General features: G+C 72.2%; 18 protein-coding genes. 10 read left to right on the forward strand and 8 right to left on the reverse strand.

Going from position 1 to position 17,057, the window contains the following annotated elements:
* The first annotated feature begins 13 nt into the window (after nucleotides 1-13).
* A complete protein-coding gene (locus tag ACZ7HT_RS10315; protein ID WP_471162545.1) occupies nucleotides 14-736 on the forward strand; it encodes a lysophospholipid acyltransferase family protein in 723 nt (240 codons plus the stop codon).
* Between the two features lie 40 nt (nucleotides 737-776).
* On the opposite strand, the gene ACZ7HT_RS10320 is transcribed toward ACZ7HT_RS10315, so the two are convergent.
* The 5 genes from ACZ7HT_RS10320 to ACZ7HT_RS10340 all read right to left on the reverse strand — a co-directional run bounded on the left by ACZ7HT_RS10320 (nucleotide 777) and on the right by ACZ7HT_RS10340 (nucleotide 5,433).
* Nucleotides 777-1,376 (reverse strand): transglutaminase-like domain-containing protein, encoded by a 600-nt coding sequence (locus ACZ7HT_RS10320; RefSeq protein WP_471162548.1) that lies wholly within the window; start codon nucleotides 1,374-1,376, stop codon nucleotides 777-779.
* 74 nt (nucleotides 1,377-1,450) lie between these two features.
* On the reverse strand, nucleotides 1,451-2,530 hold the full coding sequence (locus ACZ7HT_RS10325; protein WP_471162551.1) for a threonine aldolase family protein: 1,080 nt from the start codon (nucleotides 2,528-2,530) through the stop codon (nucleotides 1,451-1,453).
* Nucleotides 2,527-3,288 carry an SDR family NAD(P)-dependent oxidoreductase gene (locus tag ACZ7HT_RS10330; RefSeq protein WP_471162554.1) on the reverse strand — a complete coding sequence of 254 codons (762 nt, stop codon included), beginning with the start codon at nucleotides 3,286-3,288 and terminating at the stop codon, nucleotides 2,527-2,529. The genes ACZ7HT_RS10325 and ACZ7HT_RS10330 overlap by 4 nt, the downstream gene beginning before the upstream one ends.
* A 35-nt stretch (nucleotides 3,289-3,323) precedes the next feature.
* A complete protein-coding gene (locus ACZ7HT_RS10335) occupies nucleotides 3,324-4,730 on the reverse strand; it encodes a DUF6421 family protein (RefSeq protein WP_471162557.1) in 1,407 nt (468 codons plus the stop codon).
* 157 nt (nucleotides 4,731-4,887) lie between these two features.
* On the reverse strand, nucleotides 4,888-5,433 hold the full coding sequence (locus tag ACZ7HT_RS10340) for a GNAT family N-acetyltransferase (RefSeq protein ID WP_471162560.1): 546 nt from the start codon (nucleotides 5,431-5,433) through the stop codon (nucleotides 4,888-4,890).
* Nucleotides 5,434-5,622: 189 nt separating this feature from the next.
* Between ACZ7HT_RS10340 and ACZ7HT_RS10345 the strand changes: the two genes are divergently transcribed.
* The 4 genes from ACZ7HT_RS10345 to ACZ7HT_RS10360 all read left to right on the forward strand — a co-directional run bounded on the left by ACZ7HT_RS10345 (nucleotide 5,623) and on the right by ACZ7HT_RS10360 (nucleotide 8,902).
* Nucleotides 5,623-6,219: a DUF5134 domain-containing protein gene (locus tag ACZ7HT_RS10345; RefSeq protein ID WP_471162563.1), complete on the forward strand. Its 597-nt coding sequence runs from the start codon at nucleotides 5,623-5,625 to the stop codon at nucleotides 6,217-6,219.
* 139 nt (nucleotides 6,220-6,358) lie between these two features.
* On the forward strand, nucleotides 6,359-7,294 hold the full coding sequence (locus tag ACZ7HT_RS10350) for a M56 family metallopeptidase (protein WP_471162566.1): 936 nt from the start codon (nucleotides 6,359-6,361) through the stop codon (nucleotides 7,292-7,294).
* Between the two features lie 132 nt (nucleotides 7,295-7,426).
* A complete protein-coding gene (locus ACZ7HT_RS10355; RefSeq protein WP_471162569.1) occupies nucleotides 7,427-8,101 on the forward strand; it encodes a phosphatase PAP2 family protein in 675 nt (224 codons plus the stop codon).
* 129 nt (nucleotides 8,102-8,230) lie between these two features.
* Nucleotides 8,231-8,902, forward strand: a complete 672-nt coding sequence (locus ACZ7HT_RS10360; RefSeq protein ID WP_471162572.1) for a TetR/AcrR family transcriptional regulator — start codon at nucleotides 8,231-8,233, stop codon at nucleotides 8,900-8,902.
* Here ACZ7HT_RS10360 and ACZ7HT_RS10365 read toward each other — a convergent pair.
* Nucleotides 8,881-10,314 (reverse strand): LVIVD repeat-containing protein, encoded by a 1,434-nt coding sequence (locus tag ACZ7HT_RS10365; RefSeq protein WP_471163096.1) that lies wholly within the window; start codon nucleotides 10,312-10,314, stop codon nucleotides 8,881-8,883. The genes ACZ7HT_RS10360 and ACZ7HT_RS10365 overlap by 22 nt on opposite strands.
* Before the next feature lie 289 nt (nucleotides 10,315-10,603).
* Here ACZ7HT_RS10365 and ACZ7HT_RS10370 point away from each other — a divergent pair, with 289 nt between their 5' ends.
* Nucleotides 10,604-11,254, forward strand: a complete 651-nt coding sequence (locus ACZ7HT_RS10370) for a DUF305 domain-containing protein (RefSeq protein ID WP_471162575.1) — start codon at nucleotides 10,604-10,606, stop codon at nucleotides 11,252-11,254.
* Nucleotides 11,255-11,277: 23 nt separating this feature from the next.
* On the opposite strand, the gene ACZ7HT_RS10375 is transcribed toward ACZ7HT_RS10370, so the two are convergent.
* Nucleotides 11,278-11,637 (reverse strand): ArsR/SmtB family transcription factor, encoded by a 360-nt coding sequence (locus ACZ7HT_RS10375; RefSeq protein ID WP_471162577.1) that lies wholly within the window; start codon nucleotides 11,635-11,637, stop codon nucleotides 11,278-11,280.
* A 123-nt stretch (nucleotides 11,638-11,760) separates the two neighbouring features.
* Between ACZ7HT_RS10375 and ACZ7HT_RS10380 the strand changes: the two genes are divergently transcribed.
* Both ACZ7HT_RS10380 and ACZ7HT_RS10385 read left to right on the forward strand, forming a co-directional pair.
* Entirely contained in the window at nucleotides 11,761-12,840 is a 1,080-nt protein-coding gene (locus tag ACZ7HT_RS10380) for an NADH:flavin oxidoreductase/NADH oxidase (protein WP_471162580.1), read from the forward strand.
* Between the two features lie 87 nt (nucleotides 12,841-12,927).
* Nucleotides 12,928-14,010, forward strand: a complete 1,083-nt coding sequence (locus ACZ7HT_RS10385) for a WD40/YVTN/BNR-like repeat-containing protein (RefSeq protein ID WP_471162583.1) — start codon at nucleotides 12,928-12,930, stop codon at nucleotides 14,008-14,010.
* A 54-nt stretch (nucleotides 14,011-14,064) separates the two neighbouring features.
* Here the strand turns inward: ACZ7HT_RS10385 and ACZ7HT_RS10390 are convergent, their stop codons facing one another.
* Nucleotides 14,065-14,742, reverse strand: a complete 678-nt coding sequence (locus tag ACZ7HT_RS10390) for a uracil-DNA glycosylase (protein ID WP_471162586.1) — start codon at nucleotides 14,740-14,742, stop codon at nucleotides 14,065-14,067.
* Between the two features lie 166 nt (nucleotides 14,743-14,908).
* Here ACZ7HT_RS10390 and ACZ7HT_RS10395 point away from each other — a divergent pair, with 166 nt between their 5' ends.
* Nucleotides 14,909-15,916 carry an N-acetylglucosamine kinase gene (locus tag ACZ7HT_RS10395; RefSeq protein WP_471162588.1) on the forward strand — a complete coding sequence of 336 codons (1,008 nt, stop codon included), beginning with the start codon at nucleotides 14,909-14,911 and terminating at the stop codon, nucleotides 15,914-15,916.
* Nucleotides 15,917-16,129: 213 nt separating this feature from the next.
* Nucleotides 16,130-17,053, forward strand: coding sequence for a sirohydrochlorin chelatase (locus tag ACZ7HT_RS10400; protein WP_471162590.1), 924 nt, complete (start codon nucleotides 16,130-16,132; stop codon nucleotides 17,051-17,053).
* The last annotated feature ends 4 nt before the right edge of the window (nucleotides 17,054-17,057 follow it).

The raw sequence follows: 17,057 nt of genomic DNA on the forward strand, positions 1-17,057 counted from the left end.
AGGTTCCTCTCCGATGGCAGAACTCGTCTATCGGCCGGTCATCGGCGCCGCCCTGACCATGTTCAAGGCGCTCGACCTGAAGATCGACACCCAGGGTTCGGAGCACATCCCGAAGACCGGCGGCGCGGTGCTCGTGAGCAACCACATCAGCTATCTGGACTTCATCTTCACCGGCCTGGCCGCCCTGCCCCAGAAGCGTCTGGTGCGCTTCATGGCGAAGGACTCGGTCTTCAAGCACAAGATCTCGGGGCCGCTGATGCGCGGCATGAAGCACATCCCGGTGGACCGCACCCAGGGCGAGCACGCGTACAAGCACGCCCTGGAGTCGCTGCGGGCCGGCGAGATCATCGGCGTCTTCCCCGAGGCGACCATCTCCCAGTCCTTCACCCTGAAGAGCTTCAAGACGGGTGCGGCGCGCCTGGCGCAGGAGGCGGGCGTCCCGCTGATCCCGATGGCGCTGTGGGGCACCCAGCGGGTGTGGACGAAGGGCCGGCCGCGGAACTTCAAGCGGAGCCACATCCCGGTGACGATCCGCGTCGGCGAGCCCTTGGAGGCCCCCTCCGACCAGTACGCGGGCGCGATCACCCGGCGGCTGCGCGAGCGCGTCCAGGAGCTCCTGGAGGCCGCGCAGCGCGCCTACCCGGTCCGCCCGAAGGACGCGAGCGACACCTGGTGGGTGCCGGCGCACCTCGGCGGTACGGCTCCGACGCCGGCCCAGGTCAAGGACGCCGGCTGACGGAACCCCTTCCCCGCCCTTCGAAGGCCGCCCCTGGGGCTCAGAGCTCCGCCGGCAGCGTCCGGTCGAGGTGCGGGCGGTCCTGGGCGGCCTTCAGGACTCCCAGGACGACGGGGTGCGGCTCGGCGTGCAGCTCCGGGTAGTCCACCTCGCCGAGCTCCGGCCGTACGGGGTAGGCGAGCCGCTCCTGCGTCAGTGAGAACCGGGCGTCGACGCCCGGCTTGTTCCCCCGCACGTCCTGGCGTGCCCAGGCGCGCTCGCCGGGCAGCAGGACGGCGACGAGGCCGTGGATCACCGGGTCCGTGCCGTCGTCCTCGGTGAGCCGCTGGTAGCAGAGGGCGGCGGGGATGCCCCGGGCGCGCAGGAGCGCGGCGTACGCGAGGGACTTGGCGTAGCAGATGCCGGTGCGCGCCTCCAGGACGTCGGAGGCCCGGCAGGTGACGCGGAGATCGCCGGAGTCCATGGAGTGCGGGATGGCGTCGCGGACGAAGTGGTAGGCCGCTTCGGCGTATGAGTATGCGTCGGGGTGGTCGTCGGCGAGGCGGTCGGAGATCTCCCTGACGCGCGGATGCTCATGGTCGACGGTCTCACTCGCCGCGAGGTATGCCTGTATATCGGGGTTCTGCTGGATCAGCTCCATGCGGGATGACCCTATGAGGACGGCCGGACGGAGTCAATGACTTTCCGTCCGGCCGTATATTCATTCACACAGTGCTAGCGGGCCAGCTCTTCCTTCAGCGCCTGGAGGAAGGCGTCCACGTCGTCCTCCGTGGTGTCGAAGGCGCACATCCAGCGGACATCGCCGGCGACCTCGTCCCAGAAGTAGAAGCGGAACCGTTCCTGCAGGCGTCGGCTCACCTCGTGCGGGAGGCGGGCGAAGACCGCGTTGGCCTGCACCGGGTAGAGGATCTCCACCCCGTCCAGCTCGCGCACGCCGGTCGCGAGGCGCTGGGCCATCGCGTTGGCGTGGCGGGCGTTGCGCAGCCACAGGTCCTTCGCGAGGAGGGCCTCCAGCTGCACCGACACGAAGCGCATCTTCGAGGCGAGCTGCATGGACAGCTTGCGCAGGTGCTTCATGTGGCTGACCGCGTCGGGGTTGAGGACCACGACGGCCTCGCCGAAGAGCATGCCGTTCTTCGTGCCGCCGTACGAGATCACGTCGACGCCGACCGCGTTGGTGAACGCGCGCATCGGCACGTTCAGCGAGGCGGCCGCGTTGGCTATCCGGGCCCCGTCGAGGTGCACCTTCATGCCCTTGGCGTGGGCGTGCTCCACGATGGCGCGGATCTCGTCCACCGTGTAGACGGTGCCGAGCTCCGTGTTCTGGGTGATCGAGACGACCTGGGGCATGGCCCGGTGCTCGTCCTCCCAGCCCCAGGCCTGCCGGTCGATCAGCTCGGGGGTGAGCTTGCCGTCCGGGGTCGGGACGGTGAGCAGCTTGAGGCCGCCCATCCGCTCCGGCGCGCCGCCCTCGTCCACGTTGATGTGGGCGCTCTCGGCGCAGATGACGGCGCCCCAGCGGTCGGTGAGCGCCTGGAGGGCGGTCACGTTCGCCCCGGTCCCGTTGAAGACCGGGAAGGCTTCGGCGGTGGGGCCGAAGTGGCTGTGCATGATCCGCTGGAGGTGCTCGGTGTACTGGTCCTCGCCGTAGGCCACCTGGTGGCCTTCGTTGGCGAGGGCGAGGGCCGCGAGGACCTCGGGGTGGGCGCCGGCGTAGTTGTCGCTGGCGAAGCCCCGGACCGACGGGTCGTGGTGACGACGTGCGTCGGTCCTGGGGCCGAGTGCCGCGGTCACGGCTTGGGGGTCAGCCACAGACGCTGTCCATTCACTTCCTGGGCGGGCTTGTCCCAGAGACCCGCGATCTCGTTCGCCAGGTCCTTGACGTCGGTGAAGCCCGCGAACTTCGCGTTGGGGCGTTCGGCGCGCATGGCGTCGTGCACCAGTGCCTTGATCACCAGGATGGCAGCCGCCGCCTGCGGGCCTTCGTCGCCCCCCAGCTTGCGGAACGAGTCCGCCATGGCGAGGGTCCAGGCCTCGGCGGCCGCCTTGCCCGCGTTGTACGCGGCGTTGTTGGCGACCGGCTTGTGCGCACCGGACTGGCTGACCAGGGCGTACCGGCCGCGCCCGCCGGCGCGCAGCAGCCCGTCGTGGAAGGCGAGCGAGGTGTGCTGGACGGTACGGATCAGGAGCTTCTCCAGGAAGTCCCAGTCCTTGAGGTCGGTCTCCGTGAAGGAGGCGCTGCCGCGCCAGCCGCCGACCAGGTGGACCAGGCCGTCGATCCGTCCGAACTCCTTCTCGGTCTTCGCGGCCCAGTCACGGGTGGCGTCCAGGTCGAGGAGGTCGACCGTGTCGCCGATGACCTTGGCTCCGCCGTGGGCGTAGCGGGCGGCGTCGACGGCCTCCGCGAGGCGCGCCGGGTCGGCGTCGGAGGCGACGACCGTCGCGCCCGCCTCGGCGAGACGCAGCAGCGTCGCGCGGCCCGCCGGGCCGGCCGCGCCGGCGACCGCGATGACGGCGCCGTCGAGCGGTCCGCCGTTTCCGTTGGAGTTCATGGGCGACGCCTCCTCGGTGTTCTCGGTGAGGTCGCTCACGCGGCGGCCCGCTCGGTGCTCGGGACGTCGGCGGCGGTGATCCCCTTGGTGTCGGCGATCACGCCCTTCAGCTTCTTGGCGAGGGCCTCAAAGAACATGCTGAGCGGAAACTCGTCCGGAAGCACGTCGTCGACCAGCTTGCGGGGCGGCAGGGAGAGGTCGAGGGCGTCGGGGCCCTTGGCCCACTTCGATCCCGGGTGCGGGGCGAGGTAGGTGGAGACGAACTCGTACGCCTTGAACCAATGGACCAGCTTCGGGCGGTCGATGCCCTCGCGGTAGAGGGTCTCGATCTCCGAGCAGAGGCGGTTGGTGACCTCGGGGGCGCGGTCCCAGTCGATCGTGAGGACGTTGTCCGTCCAGCGCACCACGTCGTTCTTGTGGAGGTACGCGAAGAGGAGCTGGCCGCCCAGACCGTCGTAGTTGCGGGTGCGGTCGCCGGTGAGCGGGAAGCGGAACATCCGGTCGAAGAGGACGGCGTACTGCACGTCACGGCCGTGCCCGTTGCCCTCGGACTCCAGCTTCACGGCCTCCTTGAAGGCGGTGAGGTCGCAGCGGAGCTCCTCGAGGCCGTACATCCAGAAGGGCTGGCGCTGCTTGATCATGAAGGGGTCGAAGGGCAGGTCGCCGCGGCTGTGGGCGCGGTCGTGGACCAGGTCCCAGAGCGCGAAGGCCTGCTGGCAGCGCTCCTGGTCGCCGAGCATGACGGCGATGTCCTCGGGGAGCTTCACGCCGAGGGTGTCGACGGCGGCCTCGGTGACCTTGCGGAAGCGCGCGGCCTCGCGGTCGCAGAAGATGCCGCCCCAGGTGAAGCGCTCGGGGACCTCGCGGACGGCGACGGTCTCCGGGAAGAGGACGGCCGAGTTGGTGTCGTACCCGGCGGTGAAGTCCTCGAAGGTGATGCCGCAGAAGCCCGGGTTGTCGTAGCGGGTGCGCTCCAGCTCGGAGAGCCACTCGGGCCAGACCATGCGGAGCACGACGGCCTCGAAGTTGCGGTCCAGGTTGCCGTTCTGCGTGTACATCGGGAAGAGCACGAGGTGCTGGAGCCCGTCGGCACGGCCGGCGGCCGGGTGGAACTCCATGAGGGAGTCCAGGAAGTCCGGCACGGTGAAGCCGCTCTCGACCCACTTGCGCAGGTCCTTGACGAGGGCGCGGTGGTAGGCGCCGTCGTGCGGGACGAGCGGGGAGAGCTGCTCGACGGCCGCGACGAGGCGGTCCACGGTCTGCTCGGCGAGCGCGCGGGCCGGGGCGCCCTCGGCCTCGAAGTCGATCGAGCCGTCCTTGGACTGCCAGGGGCGGATCTCCTCCACGGCATTCTTGAGCTCGGCCCAGGCCGGGTGGTCGATCACGCGGGCGTCGGTGGATATCGCCCCACCGGTCACGTCCTGCACAAGAATTTCCGTCATGCCTCTTCCTCCACAGGAGAACCTTGCGTCAATACAACGTAACCATTGACGCTTCGTTCCCACAAGAGGAGCCAAGAGAAATTATCCTGTGCGACCCCCCGGACGGCAGAAGTTTTTCCTGTCCGTCAGGGGGGAAGCCACCTTTCCGCCGGACGGATCAGTTCAGCGGCTTGATCAGGAGCTCGAACTCCAGGCCGTCGCGCAGAGGCAGGCCGAGTTCGTCGGCGCCGTACGGGGTCGTGCGGCCCGTACGGCGGTAGCCGCGCCGCTCGTACCAGGCGATCAGCTCCTCGCGCGCGGTGATCACCGTCATGTGCATCTCGCGCACCTCCCACAGCTCGCGCGCCCGGCGCTCGGCCTCCGCGATGATCCGCTTGCCCAGACCCGCGCCCTGCAGTTCGGGGCGGACCGCGAACATGCCGAAGTAGGCGACCTCCCCCCGGTGTGCCAGCTGGCAGCAGGCCACGAGCTCGCCGTCGCGCTCGACGACCAGGAGCCGGCTACCAGGGGTGGTGATCACCTCGGTCATGTCCTCGGGGTTGGTGCGCTGCCCCTGGAGGATGTCCGCCTCCGTCGTCCAGCCGCCCCGGCTGGCATCGCCCCGGTAGGCCGACTCGACGAGCGGGACGAGCGCCGGGACGTCGTCGAGTACCGCGTCGCGGTAGCTCATGCGGTCGGTCTCCTGCGATGCGGCGGTGTCCATGGTTCGGGGCTCCCCTCGGGCGCTGACGATCGGCGTGCGCGATCGGCCCGAGCCTAACGCGCGCGCCTTTCGCTCCCTTCGTACGCCTGTGCGCGCCCGTGCGCCCGCGTGCGGCCCCCGGGAGGCGGGCATTCCTCCCTGGAGGGGACGGCGGCCCTGGAGGGGACGGCGGCTAGGGGGAGGTGTGCCGTGCACGGACCGGTTCTGTCCGGGTGGTTGCTGGTCGCGGTGTGCGCGGCGACGGGCGGGTACTGCCTGCTGCGGACGCGCGCCGGTGTGGGCGAGGAGCGGCGGGCCGCCGCCGGCGAGGCGGTGATGGGCTTCGGGATGGCGGCGATGGCGCTGCCCGCGGCTGTCCTGGCGCCGCCGGAGTGGGTGTGGGCGGTGTACGCGGCGGTGTTCGGCGCGGCGGCGCTGCACGGCCTCCTGGCGGTCCGGCACGGCGGTCACCATCTGCACCACCTGGTGGGCACGCTCGCCATGGTCTACATGGCGGTCGCGATGGCGGCCCCCGGCGCGCCGGGGGCGCACGCGGGGCACACGGCGGGGGCGACGGGCGGCATACCCGTGCTCACGGGCGGGCTTCTCCTCTATTACACGGCGTACGTGCTCCGCTCGGGTGCGCGACTCGTCCCGGTGACGGCGACCTCGGGGGGCGGCGCGGGCCGGGCGTGGGCGAGCGCCGGGGGCGGCGCGGGCGCCGCCTGGGCGGGGCGGCCGGAGCTGACCCACGCCTGCCGGCTGTCGATGGCGCTCGCGATGCTGGCCATGCTGGTGACCATGTGAGGCCGGGGCGCGCCGGGCCCGGGGCGGTGTCGTGGGATCCGGCCCCGCGCCCTCGTCTTCCGGCCAACGAAACCGTGGCGTACGTCACTTGCCGTCCGCTCCCATACCCCGGCGCGTACCGCGCTCATAGGCTGACGCCATGTGGGTCTCCCTCGCGCTGTTCCTGCTCGGCCTCCTGACCGCCGTCGCGGCCCCCAAGCTGCTGTCACGCGCCGACTGGGTGGAGCGAGAACCCGTGGTGGCCCTGTGGGTGTGGCAGTGCGTGGTGGCCGCGGTACTGGTCAGCTTCGCGCTCTCCATGACGTTCAGCGCGTCCGTGGCCTGGCAGGCCGTACGGGGGCAGGTCTTCGCGGGCGCGCCGCGCGCGGTGGTGGACGCGTACGAACTCGGCACGTCCGGGCCCTGGTCGGCGGTGCTCGCGGTGGCCCTGGCGGCCGGCGGGCTCTGGTCCGGGGCGATGCTGGGCCGCGAGATCGGCCAGGCCCGCGCCCGGCGCAGACAGCACCGCTGCGAACTGCTCGTCCGCGCGCCCCTGCTGCCCGGGGAGCGGCCGGACGGCGAGCGGCTCGTCGTCCTGGAGGGTGAGCGGGCGAACGCCTGGTGGGTGGCGGGCTCCACGCCCCAGCTGGTCATCACGACGGCGGCGCTGCGCCGCTTGAAGGGGCGCCGGCTGGACGCGGTCCTGGCGCACGAGCAGGGCCATGCCCGGGCCCGGCACGACTGGCTGCTGCACTCCTCGGCGGCGCTGGCCGCCGGATTCCCGGGGATCCCGGTCTTCGCCGCCTTCCGGGAGGAGATGCACCGCCTGGTGGAGCTGGCCGCCGACGACGTCGCCTCGCGTCGCTTCGGACGGCTGACGATCGCGCTCGCGCTGGTCGAACTGAACGAGGACCGGGGGGTGTTCGGCCCGGGGCCCGCGCCCGACGCCGGTCTGCCGCAGCGGGTGAACCGGCTGCTCACCGCGACCCCCCGCCTGACCGCAGGCCACCGGCTCCGGCTCACGGCGGCCGCTTCCCTCGTCCCCGTGATCCCCGTGCTCGTGGCCTTCGTGCCGGCGCTCAGGGCGTTGGGATAGCGGCAGGTGACAGCGGGCGCGACGGACCGGGCGGGGACGGCGACGCGCGCCGGGGCGGAGGACCGGGCCCGGACGGCGACACCCCCTGGCGGGGACGACGGCGCAGGGCGGATCGTCGGGCAGGATCGGCGCATGCGCACCTCCGCCGTGATCTCCGGGGTCCTGGCCCTGACTCTGCTCGTGCTCGTCGCGGTGGGGTGGTCGCCGCTGCTCTCCTTCGACCGGTCGGTCGCCGAGGCGCTCCACCGCAGCGCCCTCGCCCACCCCGGGTTCACCCAGGTCAACCGTGTGCTGACCGACTGGGTGTGGGACCCGTGGACGATGCGCGCCCTGGCCGCCGTCGCCACGGTGCTGCTGTGGTGGCGGAGGGAGCGGCGCCTGGCTCTGTGGGTGGCCGGGACGAGCCTGCTGGCCGTCGGGCTCCAGCAGGCCCTCAAGTCGCTGGTGGGCCGGGAGCGCCCGCAGTGGACCGATCCGGTCGACTCGGCGCGGTACGCCGCGTTCCCCTCGGGCCACGCCATGACGGCGACGGTCACCTGCGGCCTGCTGCTCTGGGTCCTCGCCCTGCGCTGGCGCGACGAGTGGCGCGGCTGGGGCGCCCTGGCGGGCGCCGCCGCCGTCACGGTGCTCGGAGTGGGCTGGACACGGGTCTACCTGGGCGTCCACTGGCCTTCGGACGTCGTCGGGGGCTGGCTGCTCGGCTGGTTCTGCGTGGCCGTGGCGGTCCTCACGTACCGGTGGAGTGAGCGGCGCGAAGCCCCCGGAGGCGCAAGCGACAGCGGGAGCAGAATGGGAGAAAGGCGATGAAGCCGTCTGTTCTGGACGATCCCCCGTGTCGCCCAGAACAGACGGCATCCCCGGCGGTATGCCACAGGGGCATGCCGACGGCATGCGCCGAGTATATTGGCCGGCAGCCAGTCAACGCAGGAGTCCAGCATGTCCCCGCGTAGCCCATCGGTCAATGAAGAGCTTCGGCGCCGGTCGCGGGAGCGGATTCTCCAGGCGACGGTGGACCTGATCGACGCTCACGGCTACGAGGCGACCACGCTCGGCGACATCGCGGAGCGGGCCGGTACGGCGCGGGGACTGATCTCGTACTACTTCCCCGGCAAGCGCCAGCTGCTCCAGGCGGCGGTGCACCGGCTGATGCACCTCACCCTGGAGGAGGCGCTGGAGCGGGAGCCGCGCACGGAGGACGGCCGCGAGCGGCTGGCCCGCGCGATCGACGCGATCCTGGGGCTCGCGGTGACGCGGCCCACCCTGATGCGGACCCACATGGCGGGCATCCTGCAGGCCGAGGGGTTCGTGCAGTGCGAGGAGCAGCAGCGCCTGGCCTTCCTGCTGCGGGACACGGTCACGCGGTACGGCTCCACGGACGTGGACACGGACTACCCGCTGCTGCGCGCCCTGCTGATGGGCACGGTGGTGGCGCTGCTGCTGCCGGGGGCTCCGATGCCGCTGGCCCGGCTGCGGTGGGAGCTGTTCCAGCGGTACGGGCTCGACTGGGCGGCGGGCATGCCGCCGGGCGGGGGTCCGCCCGGCGGCATGCGGGTGCTCGGGCCGTCAGCCGGCCGTCATGACCGCGGTCAGCCGTCGAGGTCGAAGTAGTCCGGCTGGGTCTGGACGTTGAGCCGGTCCATCCGGATCCGCTTCGCCGGGTCCGTACGGCGGTCGGAGAGCTGCAGGACGTCGAAGCCCTTCGCGATGTCGTTCGAGTAGATGTGGCCGTTGTAGTAGTACGCGGACCAGGAACCGCCCGTCGCCATCGTGGTGGCGGACAGCGGGCCGCGCTCGAAGTAGCCGATCTCCTTCGGGGCGGAGGAGTCGGTGAAGTCCCAGACGGAGACGCCGCCCTGGTACCAGGCCTGGACCATGAGGTCCTTGCCCTTGACCGGGATCAGCGAGCCGTTGTGCGCGACGCAGTTCTCGGTGTCGGCCTGGTGGCGCGGGATCTTGAAGTAGCTGCGGAAGACGAGCTTGCGCTGGTCGCCCTTGCCGACGATGTCGTAGATGCCGTCGGCGCCCCGGTCGGGGCCGACCTGGGCGTTGCAGGTGGCGGCGCCGCCGCCGCCGAGCTCGTCGGTGAAGACGACCTTGTTCGCCTTCTGGTTGAAGGTCGCGGAGTGCCAGAACGAGAAGTTGACGTTGTCCTCGACCTGGTCGATGACCCGCGGGTGCTCGGGGTCCTTGATGTCGAAGAGGATGCCGTCACCCATGCAGGCGCCGGCCGCGAGGTTCTCCGACGGAAGCACGGTGATGTCGTGGCAGCCGGTGGTCTTGGAGACGCCCGGGTTGGTGGGCGCGCCCGGGTTGCCGCCGCCGTCCGGGCCGTCACCCGGGAAGAGGACGGGGAAGTTGACGACCGCGGCCTGCTCGGGCGCCTTGCGGGGCACCTTGATGACGGAGATGCCGTCGTGCGGGGGCTGGCAGTCCGGGAAGGCCACGTTGGGCGAGTAGGAGGAGACGTAGATGTACACGTTCTTGCCCTTGGGCAGGATCGTGTGGGTGTGCGAACCGCAGTTGGTCTCGACGGAGGCGACGTACTTCGGGTTGGCGATGTCGCTGATGTCGAAGATCTTCATGCCCTCCCAGGATTCCTTCACCGAGGCGGGCTGCGTCGTGCTGGCGCACGAGTTGTCGCTGCGGGAGGAGTCGGTGGAGAGGAAGAGGAGGTTCCCGGAGACGGAGACGTCGTTCTGGGAGCCCGGGCAGAGGACCTGGGTGACGGTCCTCGGGGCCTTCGGGTCACTGATGTCGAAGATCCGGAAGCCGTCGTAGTTGCCGGCGAAGGCGTACCTGCCCTGGAAGGCGAGGTCCGAGTTGAGGCCCTTGAGGGCGTCCTTGGGGATGTTGGCCAGGTGCTCGATGTTCTGGCTGTGGACGATCTCGTCCACGCCGGGTATCTCGCCGCTCTGGATGGCGGAGCGCGCCTCTGCGGCCTGCTGCGAGGAGACCGCGCCGGGTGCGGGGCCGGTGTCTCCGGGGTCGGGGCTGGCGGCCGCGGGTCCTGCCACGAGCATGGCGGCCAGGAGCCCGGCGGCGGCGGATGCCGCACCCAGGCGTCTGATGCGGGCACGCGGGTCGCGCGTGTCGGACGTGTCGGACGTGGAACGCGGGGTACGCAACGAACTCACTCCGTCCTCCCTGGTATCCGTTCGGCTGTGAACGGGTGTTGGACCCCGGCAGTATCTTCCTTGCCGTGCACATCTCAACAGATGGCAACAGAGACGTCATGAAGGTTTTCGACCGGTCAAGAAGAGAAAGTGCTAGGAACGGTCACTGTCCCCGCAAGGACCCCTGGAGGTCGCGTTGTTGATCTGCCGTCAGCGTGCCGTCGTCGCCGTGGCCCTGTCCGCCGTCGCCGTACTCGCCCTGGGTGCCTGCGAGTCGGGGTCCGACGAGAGCGCGCCGCAGGCCAAGGCCACGAACGGGCAGTCGGTGGTGGCACCGGGCAAGCCGGGTGAACCGGCCCGGCGGATCTCCCCCGAGGAGGCCGCCCGGCTGCTCCCCGACGAGAGCCCGAACGGTGCGGACTTCCGGTACGTCCAGATGATGATGGTGCACCACCGGCAGGCCCTGACGATGACGGACCTGGTCCCCCAGCGGGCGTCCTCGCCGCAGGTGAAGAAGGTCGCCGCGCGGATCGCGGCGGCGCAGCGGCCGGAGATCGGCGCCATGGAAGGTTGGCTGAAAAACAACGGCGGTCCGCGCGAGCAGGGCGCGCACGACCACCACGCGATGCCGGGGATGGCGACCGAGGCCCAACTGAAGGAGTTGAGGAGCGCGAAGGGCAGGGCCTTCGACGAGCTCTTCCTGAAGCTGATGATCAGGCACCACGAAGGGGCCGTGACGATGGCCGCCGAGGTGCTGAGCGAGGGGAACAACGTCCTCGTGGAGGAGATGGCGAACGACGTGATCGCCCAGCAGACCTCGGAGATCGACCGGATGCGCTCGCTGTAGGCGCCGGCGGAGGGGGCGGGCCGTCAGGCCGCCCCCTCCTCCCCCGCGCGCCCCGCCTGGGCGCCGGCGGCGGACAGGACGGAGTCGAGGAGGCCGGGGAAGAGGGCGTCGAGGTCGTCCCTGCGCAGCAGGTTGTACTTGGCCGTGCCCCGGTACACCTGCCGGATCACGCCGCTCTCGCGGAGCACCCGGAAGTGGTGCGTGGTCGTGGACTTGGTCACCGGGAGGTCGAAGTACGAGCAGCTGAGTTCGACGTCCTCGCGCGCCATGTCCCGCACGATCCGCAGGCGTACGGCGTCCGAGAGGGCGTGCAGCACCTCTTCGAGGCGGATCTGGTCGCGCGTGGGGTGTTCGAGGACGCGCGGGCTGGTGGTGGTCGTCATGGCGGCGGCTCCACTTCATCCGGGATGCGCACCATTGTACGAGAGGCCTCGTAGTTTGACAGGTGCCGTACTACGATGAGTATCGTACGAGCATCTTCGAGGCATCCCGAAACGGAGTCCGTCATGAGCGTCGCCCTCTTCGAGCCGTACACCCTGCGATCCCTGACCGTGCCCAACCGGGTCTGGATGGCGCCCATGTGCCAGTACTCGGCGGAGACGAGCGGACCGAACGCGGGCGTCGCCGGAGACTGGCACTTCGCCCACTACGCGGCCCGCGCCACCGGCGGTGCCGGACTGATCCTCGTCGAGGCGACCGCAGTCTCCCCCGAGGGCCGCATCAGCCCGGCCGACCTCGGACTCTGGAACGACACCCAGATCGCAGGACTGCGGCGCATCTCCGGATTCCTCAAGGAGCACGGCACCGTCCCCGGCATCCAGATCGGCCACGCCGGACGCAAGGCCTCCACCAACCGGCCCTGGGAGGGCCGGGGTCCGGTCGACCCGCGCGAGGGCTGGCAGCCCGTCGGCCCCAGCCCGGTCCCGTTCGACGAGGCCCACCCCGTGCCCACCGAACTGACCGTGGAGCGGATCCGGGAGATCACCGGACAGTTCGCGGACGCGGCCCGGCGCGCCCTCTCGGCCGGCTTCGAGGTCCTGGAGGTGCACGGCGCGCACGGCTACCTCATCGGCGAGTTCCTCTCCCCGCACAGCAACCACCGCACCGACGCCTACGGCGGCTCGTTCGAGAACCGCACGCGCCTCGCCCTGGAGGTCGTCGACGCCGTGCGCGCCGTCTGGCCCGAGGAGCTGCCCCTCTTCTTCCGCGTCTCCGCCACCGACTGGCTGGAGGAGCAGGGCTGGACGGCCGACGAGACCGTTCGGTTCGCCTCGCTCCTGCGCGCGCACGGCGTCGACCTCCTCGACGTCTCCAGCGGCGGCAACGGCGGACCGGCCGCGATCCCGGTGGGCCCCGGCTACCAGGTGCCCTTCGCCGCCCGCGTCAAGGCCGAGACCGGGCTGCCCGTCGCCGCCGTCGGCCTGATCACCGGGAGCGAGCAGGCCGAGAAGATCCTCGCCGACGGCGAGGCCGACGCGGTCCTCCTCGGCCGCGAGCTGCTGCGCGACGCCTCCTGGCCGCGCCGCGCCGCCCGCGATCTCGGCGCGCGGACCCCCGCTCCGTCGCAGTACGCCTGGGCGATCTGACCGCGGCGCGTCTCCGGGGGCCGTTGTCAGTGGCCGGGTGCAGACTGGCCCGTATCAGTGACAACGGCGTCCCTGGAGGTGGCAGACATGCCCGACGTACTCCTCACCGTAGGCACCCGCAAGGGCCTCTTCATCGGGCGGAGGCACGACGGACGATGGGAGTTCGACGATCCCGGCTTTCCCGCGCAGGCGGTGTACTCGGTGGCCATCGACACCCGGCGGCCGACACCGCGCCTGCTCGCGGGCGGGGACAGCGCGCACTGGGGCCCCTCCGTCTTCCACTCCGACGACCTCGGCAGGACCTGGACCGAACCGGCCCGCCCCGCCGTGAAGTTCCCCGAGGACACGGGAGCCTCCCTGGAGCGCGTCTGGCAGCTGCACCCGGCACCTCAGCACTCCCCCGACGTCGTGTACGCGGGGACCGAGCCGGCCGCGCTGTTCCGGTCGGCGGACGGCGGCGAGTCCTTCGAGCTCGTCCGCCCGCTCTGGGAGCACCCGACGCGCTCGAAGTGGGTGCCCGGCGGAGGCGGCGAGGCCGTGCACACCGTCGTCACGGACCCGCGCGATCCGGACGCCCTGACGGTCGCGGTGTCGACCGCCGGGGTGTTCCGCTCGCGGGACGGCGGAGCCGCGTGGGCGCCCTCCAACCACGGGGTGTCCGCCGTCTTCCTGCCCGATCCGAACCCCGAGTTCGGGCAGTGCGTCCACAAGATCGCCCAGGACGCGGGCGACAAGGACCGGCTCTACCTCCAGAACCACTGGGGCGTCTTCCGCAGCGACGACGCCGGCGCGAACTGGTCCGACATCGGCTCGGGGCTCCCCTCGGACTTCGGCTTCGCGGTCGCCGCGCACCCGCACCGCCCGGACACGGCGTACGTCTTCCCGATCACCGCCGACTCCGACCGGGTTCCGGCGGGCCGCCGCTGCCGCGTCTACCGCACGACGGACGCGGGTGCCACCTGGGAGCCGCTCAGCCGGGGGCTGCCCGAGGGCGACCACTACGGCACGGTGCTGCGGGACGCGCTGTGCACGGACGACGCGGACCCGGCGGGCGTCTACTTCGGCAACCGGAACGGCGAGCTGTACGCGAGCGCCGACGACGGGGACAGCTGGCAGCTCCTGGCGGAGCACCTGCCGGACGTGCTGTGCGTGCGGGCGGCGGTGATCTGACGGATCGGCCCGACCCACGGATCGGGGCGCCGGTCGTCCGGCGCCCCTCCGGGTTCAGGGCAGGCGCCAGTCCACGGTCTCGGCGCCCATGCCGAGGAGCATCTCGTTGGCCCGGCTGAACGGGCGGGAGCCGAAGAAGCCCCGGTCCGCCGACATCGGGGACGGGTGCGCGGACTCGATCGCCGGCAGGTCGCCGAGGAGCGGGCGGGCGTTGCGGGCGTCGCGGCCCCACAGGATCGACACCAGCGGCTTGCCCCGGGCGGCCAGCGTGCGGATCGCCTGCTCGGTGACCTCTTCCCAGCCCTTGCCCCGGTGCGCGGCCGGCTTGCGCGGGGCCGTGGTCAGCGCCCTGTTGAGGAGCAGGACGCCCTGGCGGGTCCACGGCGTCAGGTCGCCGTTCGACGGCCGGGGCAGGCCGAGGTCGGTGTGCAGCTCCCGGAAGATGTTCTCCAGGCTGCCGGGGAGCGAGCGGACCTCGGGCGCGACCGAGAAGCTGAGCCCCATCGCCATCCCCGGCGTCGGATAGGGGTCCTGACCCACGATCAGGACCCGCACCTCGTCGAAGGGCTGCTGGAAGGCCCGCAGCACGTTCTGCCCGGACGGCAGGTACGTCCGGCCCGCGGCGATCTCCGCCCGCAGGAAGTCGCCCATCGCGGCGACACGTCCCGCGACGGGGCCCAGGGCCTCCGCCCAGCCGGGCTCCACCAGTTCGTTCAAGGGTCGCGCTGTCACAGTCCGTCACTCTACCGGCCTACGCTGACAACGGGGTCCGGCCCGGACCTCCGCCGGCTCCCGCTCACGCCTCCGAGGATGGTGCACCGTGGTCCCCGTGGATCCCGTACGTCCCGCTCTTCCCGTGAACCAGCCTTCTCCTCCCGTGAACCAGCCCTCTCTTCCCGTGAACCAGCCCGTTCCTCCCCCGACCGAGTCCTCCGACACCCTGGTCGTCGGCGTCGACTCCGGCGGTTCGGGGCTGCGCCTCGCACTGGCCGCGGCGGCGAACGGCACCGTCCTGGAGACGTTCTCCTCCCGGGAGCCGGTGCGGACCGGACCGGGCGGCATCTCCGCCGGTCACTTCCTGGAGCAGGTCCTGCCCGCCGTCGCCGCCCTGCGGGAGCGGACCGGCGCGCGGCCGGTCGCCGCCGTCGCCGTGGGGGCCGCCGGGATGGCGACCCTCGGGGACGAGCTGCGGGCCCAACTGCCGGACGCCTTCGCGGCGGCCTGGGGCGTACGCCGTCTCGCGCTCGCGGCCGACGCGGTCACCGCCTACGCCGGGGCGCTCGGACAGCGGGCGGGCGTGGTCGTCGCCGGGGGTACGGGTCTGATCGCGCTCGGCACGGATCTGACGTCCTGGCGGCGGGCCGACGGCTGGGGGCACCTGCTCGGTGACTGCGGCAGCGGCGCCTGGATCGGCCGGGCGGGCCTGGAGGCGGCGATGCGCGCGTACGACGGGCGGCGCGGGGGTTCGGCGGAGCTCCTGGCGCGGGCCGAGAAGCTCTTCGGGCCCGCGGCCGGCCTTGCGGGCGTGCTCTATCCGCGTACGGACCGGCCCGCCGTCCTCGCCTCCTTCGCTCCCGAGGTGGGACGGTGCGCCGGGTCGGATCCGGTGGCGGCCGGCATCCTCGCGCGGGCCGGCGCGCACATCGCCGAGGCCGCCGAGGCCGCGTGCCCGGCGGAGCCCGGCGCTTCGGTGGCCCTCACCGGCGGGCTCTTCAAGATGGGCGAGCCCCTGCTCGCCCCGCTCCGGTCCGCCCTCACCGAGCTGCTGCCGGAAGCCAGGGCGGTGGAACCGGCCGGAGACCCGCTCGCCGGGGCGGTCGCCCTCGCCTCCGCGCTCGCCACCGGCACCCTGCGCCTGCCGGAACACCCGTCGCTGCTCCGCCTGTTCGGCGCCGGGGCGGCCTAGGCCGGGCCTTCCGCCCAGGTGGGACGCGGTGCGCGGAAGCAGGAGTCGACCCGTACGGCATGACGGAGACGAGGAAGCGGAACCGGCGCCGGGGCGGGTACGCAAGGGCGACGTAACGGTAGTTGAAGCCGAGAGCGGACATAGAGGGGCAGAAGACGCGTGACCGCACCTCAGCCAACGGCGCGGCGGGCGAAACCAGTAGCATGCGGCGCCATGAGCTCCCCCACTGGGCCTGCTTCCGGCCTGCCTGTACGAATGCCTCGACCCCGCCAGTCCGGGCGGCACCGTCGCCCCGAACCCGCGGCGGCGCCCGAGGGCGCTCCCGCACTGGTTCTCGCCGTGCCCGGCGCGCCGTCCGCCGCCATACGCTCGCTGGCCGAAGAGGTCGTGAGCATCGCCCGCTCCGAGCTGCCCGGCCTGGAGGCCGCGATCGGCTTCCTGGAGGGCGACGACACCGAGTACCCCTCGCTCGCGACCGTCCTCGCGGCGACCGAGAAGCTGCGCACCGAGCGGTACGAGCTGGCCCTGGCCGCCGGCCGCGAGGCCACCGCCCCGACGGGCCCGGCCGCGGTCGTCGTCCCGCTGCTCGCGGGCCCGGACAGCGCGCAGATGCGCCAGGTGCGCCAGGGCCTCATGGACGGCGGCAACACCGCCGAGCTGACCGATGTCCTCGGCCCGCACCCGCTGCTCGCGGAGGCGCTGCACGTGCGGCTCTCCGAGGCCGGCCTGGCCCGCGCCGACCGCGCCCGGCTCTTCACCGTCGCCACGGCCGCCGACGGCATCATCCTGGCCACGGTCGGCGGCGAGGAGGCCGTGCAGGCCGCCGGCATCACCGGCATGCTGCTCGCCGCGCGCCTCGCCGTGCCCGTGATGGCCGCCGCGCTCGACCAGGAGGGTTCCATCGCCTCCGTGGCCGATCAGCTGCGCGCCGCGGGCGCGGAGCAGCTGGCCCTCGCGCCGTACCTGATCGGCCCCGAGCTGGCCGAGGGCCTCCTCGACGAGGCGTCGAAGGAGGCGGGCTGCGCCGCCGCCGAGCCGCTGGGCGCCTACCCGGCGATCGGCAAGCTGGTGCTCTCGCAGTTCACGGCCGCGCTGGGCATCCCGCCGCAGCAGCCGCAGGGCGCGCCCGCGCTCTGAGGCC

This window comes from Streptomyces sp. NPDC037410 (assembly GCF_055602235.1).

Excerpts from the sequence above, each read along its gene's own strand:
- ACZ7HT_RS10315 (WP_471162545.1), top strand. The coding sequence starts at position 14 with ATGGCAGAACTCGTCTATCGGCCGGTCATCGGCGCCGCCCTGACCATG.
- ACZ7HT_RS10320 (WP_471162548.1), bottom strand. The coding sequence starts at position 1,376 with ATGGAGCTGATCCAGCAGAACCCCGATATACAGGCATACCTCGCGGCG.
- ACZ7HT_RS10330 (WP_471162554.1), bottom strand. The coding sequence starts at position 3,288 with ATGAACTCCAACGGAAACGGCGGACCGCTCGACGGCGCCGTCATCGCG.
- ACZ7HT_RS10335 (WP_471162557.1), bottom strand. The coding sequence starts at position 4,730 with ATGACGGAAATTCTTGTGCAGGACGTGACCGGTGGGGCGATATCCACC.
- ACZ7HT_RS10340 (WP_471162560.1), bottom strand. The coding sequence starts at position 5,433 with ATGGACACCGCCGCATCGCAGGAGACCGACCGCATGAGCTACCGCGAC.
- ACZ7HT_RS10350 (WP_471162566.1), top strand. The coding sequence starts at position 6,359 with ATGTGGGTCTCCCTCGCGCTGTTCCTGCTCGGCCTCCTGACCGCCGTC.
- ACZ7HT_RS10355 (WP_471162569.1), top strand. The coding sequence starts at position 7,427 with ATGCGCACCTCCGCCGTGATCTCCGGGGTCCTGGCCCTGACTCTGCTC.
- ACZ7HT_RS10360 (WP_471162572.1), top strand. The coding sequence starts at position 8,231 with ATGTCCCCGCGTAGCCCATCGGTCAATGAAGAGCTTCGGCGCCGGTCG.
- ACZ7HT_RS10365 (WP_471163096.1), bottom strand. The coding sequence starts at position 10,314 with ATGCTCGTGGCAGGACCCGCGGCCGCCAGCCCCGACCCCGGAGACACC.
- ACZ7HT_RS10375 (WP_471162577.1), bottom strand. The coding sequence starts at position 11,637 with ATGACGACCACCACCAGCCCGCGCGTCCTCGAACACCCCACGCGCGAC.
- ACZ7HT_RS10380 (WP_471162580.1), top strand. The coding sequence starts at position 11,761 with ATGAGCGTCGCCCTCTTCGAGCCGTACACCCTGCGATCCCTGACCGTG.
- ACZ7HT_RS10385 (WP_471162583.1), top strand. The coding sequence starts at position 12,928 with ATGCCCGACGTACTCCTCACCGTAGGCACCCGCAAGGGCCTCTTCATC.
- ACZ7HT_RS10400 (WP_471162590.1), top strand. The coding sequence starts at position 16,130 with ATGAGCTCCCCCACTGGGCCTGCTTCCGGCCTGCCTGTACGAATGCCT.